The sequence below is a fragment of the Thalassovita sp. genome, from assembly GCF_963691685.1.
Lineage (GTDB): Bacteria > Pseudomonadota > Alphaproteobacteria > Rhodobacterales > Rhodobacteraceae > Thalassobius.
Genome location: NZ_OY829290.1, coordinates 1659377 through 1673983, shown reverse-complemented (window position 1 = coordinate 1673983; position 14607 = coordinate 1659377). Strand labels below are relative to the sequence as shown.

Here is a 14607-nt window from a genome sequence, read left to right as displayed (position 1 = left end):
CCGCTATGCCCCGTCCTTTTGGGCGGGGCTTTTGCTGTCAAAGGGTGGCGCAATTTCCGTCATTTGCCATATTTCCAACGTCAATGGATCGACTCTCGACCTTGGCGATCTTCGCTGCTATCGTGCCTGCCGAACCTGGGCGACTTTATTGAGTGCATGCGACATACTTTACCCCTCGCGCCACAGTTTTACGTGACCGCTCCGCAGCCCTGCCCCTATTTGGCAGACAGGATGGAGCGTAAGTTGTTCACGGCGCTGCAAGGCGACGCGGCGGGCAAGCTGAATGACAGCTTGTCCAAACAGGGATTCCGTCGTTCCCAAAACGTGCTCTACCGCCCGTCCTGCACCGATTGTGCCGCCTGCCTGTCAGCGCGCATCAACGTTGACAACTTCACCCCGAACAAAACCCAGCGCCGCACCCTGCGCCGCAACAGCAATCTGGTGCGCCGCGCAACCTCTGCCTGGGCCACGGAAGAACAGTTTGATCTGTTCCGCCGCTATCTGGACAGCCGCCATGCCGACGGTGGCATGGCCGATATGGATGTGTTCGAATTTGCTGCGATGATCGAGGAAACCCCGATCCGCACCCGGGTGATTGAATATGCAGATAAGACCACCGGCGATCTGGTGGCGGTCTGCCTGACGGACCTGCTGGAGGATGGCACCTCCATGGTCTATTCCTTCTACGCGCCCGAGCGGCGTGCAGATTCCCTTGGCACCTTCGTGATCCTCGATCACATTGAGATCGCGCGCGAAGCCGGCCTACCGCATGTCTATCTGGGCTACTGGGTCCTTGGCAGCGCCAAGATGGGCTACAAGTCCAACTTCAAAGGCCTGGAAGTGTTCCGCGCAGGCGCCTGGGAAGCTTTCAAAGGTGAAGAGGCATATTCATCAGAGCTGCACCCATTGTCGACGGACCCAATTGCCGAACAGGTCGCCAATATCTCCCTGCCCGACCTGAGCCACCCGGTTAAGCGCTAAACCCTACTTCACTCATCTCAGTCCACTACCCGACTGCGCGGCCGCCTATTCGTGTGACACCTCCAACCTCTGAGAAGGTAGCGTAAGCTGATCCTCTCACAGGAGGGTTAGACATGAATTTGCTGAGTATCCTGCGATACATAACCTGTGCCGCCGCGCTAATGGCTGCGGATTTTGCGCATGCAGATACGAATACCAAACCGCTGAAACACCGGCTGCGGCTGGCGCTGCAACTGATAGAAACCTCACCCAGCCAAGGTTACGCGGCACTTATCGAATTGGCCGCGTTGGATCATCCGAAGTCTGTTGAGAGGCTTGGCTATTTTACCTTGAAAGGCGTCGGCACCGAAGCCGACCTGCAAGCTGCGATTGTGCTTTACTCCCGTGCCACGGTGCTCGGCCATGAACGCGCCTGGCTGTCGCTGGCCAAAGCCACGATGCTTGCGGGCCGCGCAGAAGAGGCCATTGTGGCCTTTCAAAAGGCCCAGTCGCTAGGGATTAAGGGGGCTGAAGCATCGCTTTTGATGGCCCATGCCAGCCATCGCTTGGGGCCACTGTCCGATGCTGAGGCAGCCTGGCCAGAATTGGTACGGCTGGCGCAAACCGGGGATCGCACGGCCGAAATTGCAGCACTCTATATCGCGGCACGCTACCAGCGTCGGATTGAGCCCGAAGGCGCGATCCTATCCGCCCAAAGTACCCGCGCGATTGAAGGGGATGGTAAAGCGGCGGAAACCTTGCTGCGATACTATAGAATGACCCCCAAACATCGATTGAGTCAAATCCCTCAGCGCCTGCGGCTGTTGAAGCACCCCAATCTCAGCGAAAGGGCACGGATCGAAGAAGGGCTTTACATGGCATTGGATCGCACGCCGGAACAATTCTGGACCGCCGCGGAAGCGTTGGTGCGGCAGGCCTCACCTGCGGACTACCCCCGGGCCCTGACCACAACCGCCCGTATCAACCGCAACGCCTATTTACGGATTGTGCAGAAAGAATTGGCGCGATTGGGCTATCAGCCAGGGAGGACCAACGGCATTCTGCACCGCCGCACCTTGAAGGCGCTGATGCGGTTCTGTCGGGACCAGAACATTGAAGTTGATTGCAGGTTAGGGCCGAACAAATCGACTGCGATCAAATCCATCGCTGCCGCCTTGGCAGATACCCGCAGCTAGCAGCCTGCCCCTGACCTACCCGCCAAAAGAAAAGCCGCCCCGAAGGGCGGCTTTCCTGTTTCATATCACCTGAGCGATCAGTTCGGGATCAGGTCCGGAATGATCGTCACGATCGACGGAACGAACCACAGCAGTGCCAGCCCCAGAACCTGGATCAACACGAAGGGGATGATCCCGCGGTAGATGTGACCGGTGGTGACGCTCGCCGGGGCCACACCGCGCAGATAGAACAGCGCGAAGCCAAATGGCGGGGTCAGGAACGATGTCTGCAGGTTCACGGCCACCATGATCGTCACCCATTTCGGATCGAAGGTACCGCCGTAGATGACGGGGCCCACGATCGGGATCACGATGTAGATGATCTCGAGGAAGTCGAGAACGAAGCCAAGAACAAACAACACCAGCATCACGATCAGGAAGACCGTCCACTCATTGTCGAAGCTCTTAAGGAACTGCTGGATATAGTGCTCACCCCCGAAGGAGATCACCACCAGGTTCAACAGCTGCGAGCCGATCAGGATGGTAAACACCATCGAGGTCACCTTCGCCGTTTCCCGCACCACCGGGCTCAGTACGCCCGAGCGGAACAGAACCCAGCAGCTGTAGATCAGACCGAAGGCTGCATAGAGGTAGGCGGAATAGGCCGCGAAGAACGCGATCCAGGTTTCCGCCGACACCTCTTTGGTGTTGATGCGCAGGTCAAAGTTCATCCCCAGAAGGATCATGATCGCCACCGCGAAAGTGGAGTTGATGATCACTTTGCCCGAAGCATCTTCATCGCGCAGCTTGCGGTAGGCCGCCAGCATGATCGCACCCGCCGCACCCAGCGCAGCCGCCGGGGTTGGGTTGGTGATGCCACCAAGGATCGAGCCCAGCACCGCAACGATCAGAACCAGCGGTGGGAAGACCACCCGGATCAGTTCGTTTTTGGTGCAGCGCAGTACCGCTTCTTTACAGCCGTAAAGCGCCAGCAGCGTTGGGATCGCCATCAGCACCACGGTGGCCCCCGCGCTGGTGGTCGGGGCGATGATCAGGATGTCGACCAGTGCCAGCAGCACCAGACCGATGGCCCCGATGATCAGCGGCTTGGCCTCACCCGACGGCGATACACCGCGACCGAAGGCCAGGATCAGACCCAGCATCACCATGATGATCGAAATACCGGTGCCAATCGGCGCCGCGGCTTCGATCTTCTCTTCCAGCAGCCCAGCGATTTCTTCGTCGCTCAGCTTGACCGATTCAGTGGCCGCACCTGAGTTGTCCAGCGCCTGCTGTTCCGCAACCGCGGTGTCCCAGGCTTCCTGGCCGTGCAGTTCGATCATCGACGCCTGACACTGTTCACCCACATTGGTCCGCAGCGATGCGCCTTCACCAATGTCAGTATAGCTGTCGACGGTCAGATCCTGCGACCCGACAACGCCAAGGTTGCCCGCCAGCATCACAGCCGCGATCAGACCAACCGGTACAAAGATGAACCAGGTCAGACCTTCGTTGCGGGTGATCACCTCATGGTTCGACGCGCCCATCTGCACCGCAGGTGCTTTGGACGGGTTGAACAGCGCGTAGCCAAAGGCATAGAGCGCATAGAGCAGCGCCAGCATGATGCCCGGCAACAAGGCTGCCTGGAACAGCGTACCCACAGACAGAACCGCCGGCTCACCCAGATAGGTCAGCGCATCGGTACAGCCTGCTTCGATTGCACGGTTTTCCTGTGCAGCCGAATAAAGGTCACCCGCCAGGGTCCCCAGAAGAACGATCACGATCGACGGTGGAATGATCTGACCCAGGGTGCCTGAGGCCGCGATCACACCGGTTGACAGCTCAGGGCTATAGCCGTTGCGCAACATGGTTGGCAGCGACAGAAGGCCCATGGTCACAACAGTCGCGCCCACGATGCCGGTCGATGCCGCCAGGAACGCGCCCACAACCACAACCGAAACCGCCAGACCGCCGGGCAGCGGGCCAAAGACGCGCGCCATGGTGGTCAGCAGATCGTTTGCGATCTTCGAGCGTTCCAGTGTGATGCCCATCAGAACGAACATCAGAACCGCCAGCAGGGTTTCAATCGACTGACCTGCCAGTACACGTTCGTTCATACGGTTCACGATGAACGAAATGTTGCGGTCCATTGCCACTTCCCAGCCTTTCGGGAAGACCGGTTCGGCAATCCGTGGCAAGTCTGGGTATCGGAAGACCGAGATGATCTCTTCTTTCACCCCCGAGGCGACAAGGGCCGCATAGGCATCCGAACTGGTGTCGATGGCCTGGTGAATAAGCAGTCCAGCGCTGTCGAGCGCTGCGATGATCCCGAAGGAGATAACCCCTGCACCACCGATGGCAAACGCCACCGGGAAGCCCGAAAGGATCGAGCCGAACAGGCAGAGGAAGACGATAAGTAGGCCGATCTCGACCCCATCAAGTCCAAAAAGCATGTGTTAATCCTCAGCCTTAGTGCGTGCCTTCATAGGCTTCTTCGCCCTCACCAAGGGAATCCTTGTCGAGGTATTTGCCTTCGCTTTCCGGGCCCTCTTTCCACTCAAGATATGAGCGGTAGAAGAATGCGATCCCGTGCAAGAAGATCATGCCGGCAAAGGCCACAAGCAGGATCTTGAACAGGAAGTACCCCGAGAAGCCGTTCGGCGAGAAGCCAATGGTTTCCACGTTCCAGCGCAATGCGCGGGCTTTGAGCAACAGGCGCTCCAGCTGATCCGACGCCGAAGGTTTCGGCACGATCAGGTGACGCCACATGAAGAACCAGCCGTAGAGCCAGATCAACGTTGCGGCTGGCAGCATGAAGAACAGCGAGCCGAACATGTCGATCATCTTCTTGGTGCGGTATTTTACGCCTGCATACACAAGGTCAACACGCACGTGGCCGCCCTGAACGAAGGTGTAAGAGGCACAAAGCGCTACAACGAGTGCATTGTAGAACTTCAGCTCTTCCGCATACCAGCTGATGTCAAACTGCAGCGGCACACCGAAGCCGAACACGATGTCAGGCCGGGTAAAGATCCGCTGCATGAAAACGATAATCACCTGCTGCAGCACCATCAAAAGGCCTGCCCAGGCGAAGAAACGGCCAGTGGTGTTCGCAAAGCCCTCAAGCCCGCGCACAATGGCCCACATGAAGTTGTGCTTCCACATACCGATCGCGGTGACGATCAGGAAGGTGGTGAAGACGACGAAGAAGAACTCCACCGAGCCACCGTAGTATACGAAGCGCATGATGGCTTGCTTGTCCGACCAGTCGAGCCAAAGGCTCGGGTTGGTGATAGCATAACCCAAATTGTAGAACGCCAGGGCGATGTTCTGGAAGATCCAGACAACCCCATCCCCCATGGACGCCAGAATCTGCCCAAAGCCGGCAGTGCTGGTTTCCTGCATGATAACCCCCATTTCCCCTATTTACGGCTGCAGCTTCGCGGGGTTGCGGCTGCACCGGAACGGGCCCCGGTTTCCCGGGGCCCGACCAAAGTTGACAGTGTGTCGGCTTAGCCGCCCAGCACGCGAACGCGCTGCTGAACGTAGTAACCGTCCGATTTGTTGATCCATGCTGCCGAGTTGGCCAGCGAGGCTTCGAACGAGTTGCGGATCTTGGCGAACAGCTCGTCGCCCATGTTTTCGTCCATGACTTCTGCCGAAGCCTTGCCGAATGCATCCCATACGTCGTCCGAGAACTGCAGGGTTTTGACGCCTTGGCTCTGCAGACGGGCCAGTGCGGCGCCGTTGTTTGCCAGGGTTTCGGCCAGCTGGTACTGGGTCACAGCCATCGAAGCGTAACGCAGGATCGCTTTGTGCTGATCGCTCAGCTCGTTCCAAACGTCCAGGTTAACCGAGGAGGCCAGAGCCGAACCCGGCTCGTGGAAACCAGCGGTGTAGTAGACTTTTGCAACTTCCTGGAAGCCGGCGCGTTCGTCAGCCATCGGGCCAACCCACTCCAGACCGTCCAGAGCACCCGACGACAGCGCCTGGTACAGTTCACCACCGGGGATGTTCTGAACGGATGCGCCCAGTTTACCCAGTACTTTGCCGCCCAGACCGGGCATACGGAACTTCAGACCGTTGAAGTCGTCAGCCGAGTTGATTTCCTTGCGGAACCAGCCACCGGACTGCGAACCCGAGTTACCGGCCAGCAGGCCTTTCAGGTTGAAGATTTCGCCCAGCTCATCGTGCAGCTGCTCACCACCACCGTGGTAGTACCAGTTCGATACTTCCTGCGCGGTGCCGCCGAACGGAACTGCGGTGAAGTAAGCGTAACCGGGGTGCTGGTTGATGTAGTAGTAGTCAGCCGAGTGGTACATGTCGGCCTGGCCCGACGACACAGCGTCGAAAACTTCCAGTGCGCCAACCAGTTCACCCGGAGCTTTTTTGTCGATGGTCAGCGAGCCATCGGACATTTCAGCAACCATGTTTTCCATGTAGGTTGCTGCGTCATCCAGAACAGCAAAGCCACGGGGCCACGAGGTCACCATGGTCAGGGTCTTTTTGCCCTGTGCATAAACCGGTGCGGCCAGAGTCGATGCGGCAGCTGCCGAACCGCCCAAGGCGGAAGTTTTCAGAAAAGAACGACGATCCATTAGATTGGTCCTCCCATTGGTCTCTGCCCGTCAGCTGAACTGCGGGCGGATCGTTTTTAGTGAGCCAACCCTACCTTCGTATGTCACTAAGTGAATACCTACTACTACGTAGACACCCCGTAGACTTTCATAAATTGTTGATATTGAATTATTTTTTGTGCCAAATTTGTTTGCATAACCGTTGCATAAGCCGGTGTTTTCCGCACCGCGATGCCCGTATTTTTACCGTAACGTCAGCTGTGTGTTTTGATTTCGCGGTCAAAATTGCGTAACGAATCGTCATGGCTTTCCTAAGATTCCCGCTGCGCCCCAATTACGGACAGAAACTGACCCTATTGGCGACCTTGCCTTTGATTGTGGCGGTGGCTGCCATCTCGGCGTTGGTGGCGCATCAATCCCGCCTGATGGCCGAACGCGAAATTCAGGCGATGGAAGTGCAGCTGATCGAAGCCAAAAAGGCCGAGTTGAAGAACTACGTCACCCAGGCGCGCAACGGGTTTTACTTTATCTACGGCAATGCCGACCCGACGGATGAGGCAGCAAAACAACAGGTGATGCAGATCCTTGCAGCGATGATCTACGGCACCGAGGGTGCGTTTTTTGTCTATGACTATGACGGCACCAATCTGGTCAGCCCGCGCCAAACAGACATGATCAACCAGAACTGGACCGGGCTGAGTGACAGCGAAGGCACCTCAGTGGTGGATGAGCTGATCGATATCGCGCGGCAAGGCGCCGGGTATCACAGCTATCTCTGGCCCAAACCCTCAACCGGGGAAGAGGCCCGGATGATCACCTATGTGACCTCCTTCCCCAGTTGGCGGTGGGCCGTGGGCACCGGTGTCTTTATTGATGATGTGTTGGAAACCTCTGCCGCGGCCCGGGCGGAGGTCGAGGCGCGGGTGCAGCGCACCTTTCTCTATATCGGGGGCATTACACTGGCCGCGGTGCTGGTGGTCTTTGCCTCTGGCATGTTCCTCAACATCCGCGAACGCCGACTGGCCGATGCCAAGCTGAAAGAGCTGACCCAGCGGGTGTTTGATGCCCAGGAAGAAGAGCGCGGCCGCGTTGCACGGGAACTGCACGATGGGATCAGCCAGATCCTTGTTGGGGTACGCTACGCCCTCGACAGCGCCAAACGGCGGCTGCTGCAAGGTGACGCACGTGCGGGTGAAACCTTGGAAAAAGGCATCTCAGCTCTGCTCGGCGCCATTCAGGAGGTGCGCCGTATCAGCCGCGATCTGCGTCCCGGTGCGCTGGACGATCTGGGCCTTGGCCCGGCCCTGAAAGCGCTGACCGAAGACTTCGCTGCCCGCACCGGGATTGAGACCGAGTTTAACACCGTGGTGTTCCGTAACCGTCTGGATCAAGAAAGCAAAATTGCACTTTACCGGATTGCCCAAGAGGCGCTGACCAATATTGAACGCCACTCCGGCGCCACTGAGGTCAGCGTCAACATGCGCGGTCACCGTTCCGGCGCCACCCTGTCCATTCGTGACAATGGCCATGGGTTGCCACAGGACACCGGGCGGCGCGATCGCCCCGGCGGGCTGGGGCTGCGCAACATGCAGGAACGTATTGAACAACTTGACGGGAACCTTAGAATCCTGTCTAGCCGCGACGGAACCTTGATTGAGGCACAGCTGCCGCTAAGCCACCTACTCCCACCTGAGGAACTGTCCGAGCCACCTGCCAAGGCGCAGATGTGAGAGAGAGCCGATGACCGAGACCCCTGCCCCCCAAGATGACACCCTGAATGAGACACCGGTCAAACTGGTGATCGTGGATGACCACCCGATGGTCGCTGAGGGCATCCAGTCCATTCTGGAATCCTATGATGACATTGAGGTGCAGGCGACCTTTCAAAGTGGCCGTGCCATCATCGATGAGGTTGAGGCCCTGCGCCCCGATGTGATCCTGATGGATCTGAACATGCCCGATATTGGCGGCCTTTCGGCGACCGAAATCATTCTGGAACGCTGCCCCGATACGCGGATCCTGATCCTGACGATGCATGACTCGCGCGAATATATCTCAACCGCGCTGGATCACGGCGCCATGGGCTATGTGCTGAAAGATGTGCCAACGGATGAGATCAAGACCGCGATCGACACCGTGATGCGGGGCGAACGCTATCTGTGTACCGGCGCGCAGGGTTCGCTGGAACCAGCGAACGGGCGCGGCCGTGATGCGCTGACGGGGCGTGAACAGACGATCCTGTTGCAGCTGGCACAGGGCAAATCCAACAAGGAAGTGGCCATCGCGCTGGACATCTCAGTGCGCACCGTGGAAACCCACCGCAAGAACATCAAACGCAAGCTGGGCATTTCCTCCACTGCGGGCCTGACCCGCTACGCGCTGGAACACGGCGTTTTGCAGGGCACCGGCGTCGGGCTCTGATCCCCTCGGTCAACGCGAGAAATGGAAAACAGGCTGAATCTGTGCTAAGCTAAACGCACTTTCAGTCTGCATTTCTGTTTCTCCCCGCGCCTGTTTTCGCGCGCCAATTGTTGATTGAGGATTACTATGACACCTATTTCCCAAACGGCCTCGGCCGCCCTTTTGTGCTTGGCACTTTCGACCTCCCCGCTTTCTGCCCATCAGGATGGCACCAGTGACAAGCTAAACGATCACGTCTTCCTGAAAGAGCTGATCGCCCTCACCGATCAGGATGATGGCGGCGGTGAAAGTGAATATTGCCTACGGATGAAATCCGACCACGGCCCCAAACACGGGTTGATGACCACCGAACGGTTGATCTGCTATGACGTGGATTGGGATGACCCCAGTGGCGAAGAAGGCAACAAAGAGTGGCATGAGCTGAAATCGCCCCGCCTGCCTTTAGTCGGCACCCCCAAGTCAATCGATCCGACGATCATTCTGGCCCAGCACCAACATGAATGTGCGCCGTCTGAGGCCTGGACCCTCAGCCTGACCCTGTTTGAGGTCGACTATTCGCCAGCGGGTGAGATCCTGGGCGATATTGCCGACTTGATTGAGGATGAGGGCAAGACCATCGCATCAATCTTTGGCATTTCTGATCCACGTGTACTGGCGGCGACGGGATTGGCCGGCAAATTTGCCCGGCTCGCCGGCAAATGGATCGACCGCGCGCTGAATGGTGCTGATCGGCTGGGCACCTATGAGGTGATCTTCAACGATGGCGAAGGGGACCCCAACGGCATCGTAAACGCGGATGAAAATGGCAAAGGTTTCCACTTTCAGGCGCTGTTTGCCAAATCCGTCACCAAGGTCGGCAGCTGCCGCCCGCAACGTACCGTCTATTTCATCGACGGCACCCGCCGCGTGGTGGATGAAAGCGGTAATGCCTGCCTGCGCAATGGCACCTCGCTGCTGTGCCTGAACCCGGGCGGCGCCTCACGGCGCCAGTTTGAACAGCTGCAAAGCATCGGCACCCGGATCGCAACCGTGATGCCCGAAGACGGCACCGAAGCCACCAAGGAAGGTGCCGCCGAAGTACAGTCAGCGCTGATCGGTCTGGTTGGTGAAATAGCGCAGGACGCCGTGGGCGCTCAGCTTGACCGGATGGCGGGCGATCCCAAGGCCGATGAGCTGCTGATGGAGGTGCAGGCCAGCCTGATCGATGCAGACAGCGCCTACGCCGAAGCGATGGAAAGCGGCAATGTCGAACTTCTGGTCACCGCGGTGCAGATCTACGGCAAGGTGCATGAGCCCCTTGCCAGCTACAATTACGGCGAAGCCTATCAGGCGGCCTGGTTGGCCGGTTTGACCGCGGGGATGGAACGTGGCCGCATGTTGGCAGCCCGCGCCTTGCAGGACGGTGACAAGGACGGCGCTATGGGCCATATCGGCGAAATGCTGCACGCTTATGGCACGCTGGATGAGCAGCTGCGCGAGGAGCTGAGCCCGTTGATGCGTGAGTTGACCGGCGTTGCCATGGAAGAGATCGGCGAGCTGCCGATCGATAAGGCCTCAGCCGTAGTGATGGAACAGCTGAACTGATCAACCGACCAATTAGGAACAGACAGGAAGGGGGCGCAACACGGCGCCCACTTTTGCCTGCGTCCTACATTCAATCCATCGCACCGCGCCAAAGTCCCGCACACTGCTGAATACCGGGTGACAGTTACAATTAACGGTGTAAAGGTGACCCGGTGTCCTGAAACACAACAGGATCTACGCGCCAGACCGGCCCTGCCCCCACCCAATGCCACCGCATTGGCGCGGTTTTTCTACGGACATTTGCAAAAATTTCCCAAATCAGAAATCACCGCGCAACTTTCGCAAAGATTTTCACCCAAAAACGTCCCTTTTCCGCCTCTTTAGCGGTTGACGCCCCTCTCAGAGGCCCATAATACTCAGCCCAAGCACCAAAAAGGGTCTTTGAACAATGAACGCACTAGTGGTCATTATTGGATTTTGGCGCATGGGCCGGTAACGGACACCATAATGGAACCCCATGCGCCCCCAGACGAAAGTCGGGGGCTTTTTCTTGGATAGCTTTAAAATTGACGTCGTAAACGGAGCAAACACATGACACGTCAGATGACCGGAGCGAAAATGGTAGTTCAAGCCCTGAAGGATCAGGGTGTGGACGTCGTATTCGGATACCCCGGGGGCGCCGTGCTACCGATTTATGATGAGATTTTTCAGCAAAACGACATCAAGCACGTTCTGGTGCGCCACGAACAGGGCGCGGTTCACGCGGCTGAGGGCTATGCCCGTTCCACCGGCAAACCCGGTGTGTGCCTCGTAACCTCGGGCCCCGGTGCCACCAACGCGGTAACCGGCCTGACCGATGCGCTACTGGACTCGATCCCGATTGTGGTTCTGACCGGTCAGGTGCCGACCTTCATGATTGGTTCAGACGCCTTTCAGGAAGCCGACACCGTTGGCATCACCCGCAGCTGCACCAAACACAACTGGCTGGTGAAAAACACCGACAAACTGTCGGGCACCCTGCATGAGGCCTTCCACGTGGCCACCTCGGGCCGCCCCGGTCCTGTTCTGATCGACATCCCGAAGGACGTGCAGTTCGCCGATGGCGAATACACCCCGCCGCAGAAGGTTGAGGTCAGCCATTACCAGCCCAAGGTCAAAGGTGACATGGCCGAGATTGAGATGCTGGTGGACGCGCTGGAAAAAGCCGAACGCCCGATCTTCTACACCGGTGGTGGCGTCATCAACTCGGGCCCGGCGGCCAGCCAGCTGCTGCGCGAACTGGTCGAAGGCACCGGTTTCCCGATCACTTCTACCCTGATGGGTCTGGGCGCCTATCCTGCTTCGGGTGACAAATGGCTGGGCATGCTGGGCATGCATGGTCTTTATGAAGCCAACATGGCGATGCACGACTGTGATCTGATGATCAACGTTGGCGCACGCTTTGACGACCGGATCACAGGCCGTCTGGATGCTTTCAGCCCGAACTCGACCAAAGCGCACATCGATATTGACCCCTCCTCGATCAACAAGGTGATCCGGGTCGACATTCCGATTGTCGGCGACGTCGGCCACGTGCTGGAAGATATTCTGAAGGTCTGGAAAGCCCGCGGGCGCAAAACCAACAGTGCTGCGCTGGCAACCTGGTGGAAACAGATCGAAGCCTGGAAAGCGGTCAAATGCCTGAGCTACACCCAGGAAGGCAAAACCATCAAACCGCAGTATGCGCTGGAACGCCTTGAGGCGCTGACCAAAGATCACGATCGCTACATCTGTACCGAAGTGGGTCAGCACCAGATGTGGGCGGCGCAGTATCTGGGCTTTGAAGATCCAAACCGTTGGATGACCTCAGGCGGCCTCGGCACCATGGGCTATGGCGTGCCCGCCTCCATCGGCATTCAGATGGCCCATCGCGACAGCCTGGTGATCAACGTCGCCGGCGAAGCCTCGTGGCTGATGAACATGCAGGAAATGGGCACCGCCATGCAGTTCCGCCTGCCGGTGAAACAGTTCATCCTGAACAACGAACGTCTGGGCATGGTGCGCCAGTGGCAGGAGCTGCTGCACGGCGAACGCTACAGCCACTCGTGGTCCGAAGCGCTGCCTGATTTCGTTAAGCTGGCCGAGGCCTTTGGCTGTAAGGGCATTCAGTGCTCGGATCCGGACGATCTGGATGATGCGATCATGGAAATGCTGAACTACGACGGGCCGGTGATCTTTGACTGTCTGGTTGAGAAGCACGAAAACTGCTTCCCGATGATCCCGTCGGGCAAGGCCCACAATGAAATGCTCTTGGGTGAGGCTGAAACCCAGGGCGTGATCCAGGCCGGCGGCGCCGTGCTGGTGTGATGACGCGCCTCGGGGGCAGACCCTGCCCCCGTTCCTCCCTGCTGATGCATATGATTTGAAAGAGAGAACCAATGGCTGCTCTACACATCAAAAAAGGCTCCACGAGCCACTCCGCCTATAACCTGCGCCCCAACTTCTCGGACGTGAAAGAACGCCACACTCTGGCGATTCTGGTTGACAACGAACCGGGTGTTCTGGCCCGTGTGATCGGTCTGTTTTCCGGTCGGGGCTACAACATCGAAAGCCTGACCGTGGCTGAGGTGGATCACACCGGTCACCTGTCGCGCATCACCATTGTGACCACCGGCACCCCGCAGGTGATCGAACAGATCAAGGCGCAGCTGGGCCGCATCGTGCCTGTGCATGACGTGCATGACCTGACCGTCGAAGGCGATGTGGTCGAACGTGAACTGGCGCTGATCAAGGTTGAAGGCGAAGGTGAAAAGCGTATCGAGGCGCTGCGTCTGGCTGAGATTTTCCGCGCCAATGTGGTGGATTCGACCCTGAGCAGCTTTGTCTTTGAAATGACCGGCGCACCGGACAAGATCGACGCCTTTGCCGATCTGATGCGCCCCCTCGGCATGGTGGAAATCGCCCGCACCGGCGTCGCCGCCCTGTCCCGCGGCGTCTGATCCAAGCCAAATCCCGATATGACAAAGGGGCCCAATGGGCCCCTTTTTGCTGTGCAGGTGGCAGGCGGATTAAACCAATGCCTCGGTCCCGTTTTCCGCAGCCTCCTCCGTCCCGGCCTGCAACAGCAGATCATATAGATGCCATGTGGCATGGCCCAACAGCGGCAGGGTCACTAACAGCCCCAGGAACCCCGGCAGCAGGGACAGGAAAGTCACCACGGCGATAAACCCGGCCCAGAAGATCATGGGCATGAAATTTACCTGCACCAGTTGGAATGAGGCGATCATCGCTGAGACATAATCAACCTCGCGGTCCAAGAGCATCGGCAGCGACACCACGGTGATCATGTAAAGCAACAGCGCAAATCCGGCCCCCACCGCCGTGCCAACCGCCAGCATCGCCAGACCGTTTGAGGTCAGATAGACCTCAAAAGAAGTTGAGACATTGGTCATGGTCATGGTGCCCATAAAGACGGCAAAGATCATATGGGCCAGAAAGAACCAGAACAGAAACATGAAGATGATGATCGCACTGATCGAGGGCAATTGCCGTTGGCTCTGCAAGAGGATCACGCCGAACACGGGCTTAAGTTTCAAGGGCATGCCGTGTTCCAGTCGCCGGCTGACCTCATAAAGACCCACTGCGGTGAACGGCCCCACCAGGGGGAAGCCAACAGCGGCAAAGACCAGCCAGTAACTCTGCCCGGTTCGAATAGTGATCCAGGCCATAAGCCAGCCCAAGGCCACATAGACCGAGGCAAAGATCACCCCAAATAGCGGCGCCCGCCGCATGTCTGACCAGCCGCGCTTCAGGGCCTCTTTCAATACAGAAAACGTCACTTGCCCCAACTCAGGCACACCGTGCTGTGGTGCCTCTGTCATTGCTCTTACCCCTCCCTGGCCTTCGGCTTGGTGCCACTTGGGTTTAGGTTAAAGCCGAAGCGAGGCAATGCATAGAAAAATTGGCATATT

General features: G+C 58.1%; 11 protein-coding genes. 7 read left to right on the top strand and 4 right to left on the bottom strand.

Translation table 11 applies throughout. The annotated features are described in order from the left end of the window. The first annotated feature begins 156 nt into the window (after positions 1-156). A complete protein-coding gene (locus ACORLH_RS08120) occupies positions 157-981 on the top strand; it encodes an arginyltransferase (protein WP_321832176.1) in 825 nt (274 codons plus the stop codon). 113 nt (positions 982-1094) lie between these two features. Continuing rightward, positions 1095-2156 (top strand): peptidoglycan-binding protein, encoded by a 1062-nt coding sequence (locus ACORLH_RS08115; protein ID WP_321832175.1) that lies wholly within the window; start codon positions 1095-1097, stop codon positions 2154-2156. 77 nt (positions 2157-2233) lie between these two features. On the opposite strand, the gene ACORLH_RS08110 is transcribed toward ACORLH_RS08115, so the two are convergent. The 3 genes from ACORLH_RS08110 to ACORLH_RS08100 form a co-directional block, all read right to left on the bottom strand. Then, positions 2234-4588 carry a TRAP transporter large permease gene (locus tag ACORLH_RS08110; protein ID WP_321832174.1) on the bottom strand — a complete coding sequence of 785 codons (2355 nt, stop codon included), beginning with the start codon at positions 4586-4588 and terminating at the stop codon, positions 2234-2236. A gap of 16 nt (positions 4589-4604) precedes the next feature. Beyond that, a complete protein-coding gene (locus tag ACORLH_RS08105; protein WP_420719826.1) occupies positions 4605-5495 on the bottom strand; it encodes a TRAP transporter small permease subunit in 891 nt (296 codons plus the stop codon). A 152-nt stretch (positions 5496-5647) separates the two neighbouring features. Next, positions 5648-6733: a TRAP transporter substrate-binding protein gene (locus tag ACORLH_RS08100; protein WP_321832172.1), complete on the bottom strand. Its 1086-nt coding sequence runs from the start codon at positions 6731-6733 to the stop codon at positions 5648-5650. Positions 6734-7014: 281 nt separating this feature from the next. On the opposite strand from ACORLH_RS08100, the gene ACORLH_RS08095 reads away from it, so the two are divergent. The 5 genes from ACORLH_RS08095 (at position 7015) to ilvN (ending at position 13635) form a co-directional block, all read left to right on the top strand. Further along, positions 7015-8442 carry a cache domain-containing protein gene (locus tag ACORLH_RS08095; RefSeq protein WP_321832171.1) on the top strand — a complete coding sequence of 476 codons (1428 nt, stop codon included), beginning with the start codon at positions 7015-7017 and terminating at the stop codon, positions 8440-8442. A gap of 10 nt (positions 8443-8452) precedes the next feature. Continuing rightward, positions 8453-9133, top strand: a complete 681-nt coding sequence (locus ACORLH_RS08090) for a response regulator transcription factor (RefSeq protein WP_321832169.1) — start codon at positions 8453-8455, stop codon at positions 9131-9133. A gap of 126 nt (positions 9134-9259) precedes the next feature. Beyond that, complete coding sequence (locus ACORLH_RS08085; RefSeq protein ID WP_321832168.1) at positions 9260-10717, top strand: hypothetical protein; 1458 nt, start codon at positions 9260-9262, stop codon at positions 10715-10717. 531 nt (positions 10718-11248) lie between these two features. Then, the gene (locus ACORLH_RS08080) at positions 11249-13003 is read left to right on the top strand and encodes an acetolactate synthase 3 large subunit (protein WP_321832167.1); all 1755 of its coding nucleotides are present in this window, start codon (positions 11249-11251) and stop codon (positions 13001-13003) included. A 71-nt stretch (positions 13004-13074) separates the two neighbouring features. Further along, positions 13075-13635, top strand: a complete 561-nt coding sequence (gene ilvN, locus ACORLH_RS08075; RefSeq protein ID WP_321832165.1) for an acetolactate synthase small subunit — start codon at positions 13075-13077, stop codon at positions 13633-13635. A gap of 69 nt (positions 13636-13704) precedes the next feature. Here the strand turns inward: ilvN and ACORLH_RS08070 are convergent, their stop codons facing one another. Continuing rightward, positions 13705-14517, bottom strand: a complete 813-nt coding sequence (locus ACORLH_RS08070) for a DUF2189 domain-containing protein (protein ID WP_321832164.1) — start codon at positions 14515-14517, stop codon at positions 13705-13707. Positions 14518-14607 lie beyond the last annotated feature (90 nt).

What these genes read in the sequence shown, in the direction of transcription:
- ACORLH_RS08070 (WP_321832164.1), bottom strand. Translation starts at nt 14,517, where the DNA reads ATGACAGAGGCACCACAGCACGGTGTGCCTGAGTTGGGGCAAGTGACG.
- ACORLH_RS08110 (WP_321832174.1), bottom strand. Translation starts at nt 4,588, where the DNA reads ATGCTTTTTGGACTTGATGGGGTCGAGATCGGCCTACTTATCGTCTTC.
- ACORLH_RS08120 (WP_321832176.1), top strand. Translation starts at nt 157, where the DNA reads ATGCGACATACTTTACCCCTCGCGCCACAGTTTTACGTGACCGCTCCG.
- ACORLH_RS08085 (WP_321832168.1), top strand. Translation starts at nt 9,260, where the DNA reads ATGACACCTATTTCCCAAACGGCCTCGGCCGCCCTTTTGTGCTTGGCA.
- ACORLH_RS08095 (WP_321832171.1), top strand. Translation starts at nt 7,015, where the DNA reads ATGGCTTTCCTAAGATTCCCGCTGCGCCCCAATTACGGACAGAAACTG.
- ilvN (WP_321832165.1), top strand. Translation starts at nt 13,075, where the DNA reads ATGGCTGCTCTACACATCAAAAAAGGCTCCACGAGCCACTCCGCCTAT.
- ACORLH_RS08115 (WP_321832175.1), top strand. Translation starts at nt 1,095, where the DNA reads ATGAATTTGCTGAGTATCCTGCGATACATAACCTGTGCCGCCGCGCTA.
- ACORLH_RS08080 (WP_321832167.1), top strand. Translation starts at nt 11,249, where the DNA reads ATGACACGTCAGATGACCGGAGCGAAAATGGTAGTTCAAGCCCTGAAG.
- ACORLH_RS08100 (WP_321832172.1), bottom strand. Translation starts at nt 6,733, where the DNA reads ATGGATCGTCGTTCTTTTCTGAAAACTTCCGCCTTGGGCGGTTCGGCA.
- ACORLH_RS08105 (WP_420719826.1), bottom strand. Translation starts at nt 5,495, where the DNA reads ATGGGGGATGGGGTTGTCTGGATCTTCCAGAACATCGCCCTGGCGTTC.
- ACORLH_RS08090 (WP_321832169.1), top strand. Translation starts at nt 8,453, where the DNA reads ATGACCGAGACCCCTGCCCCCCAAGATGACACCCTGAATGAGACACCG.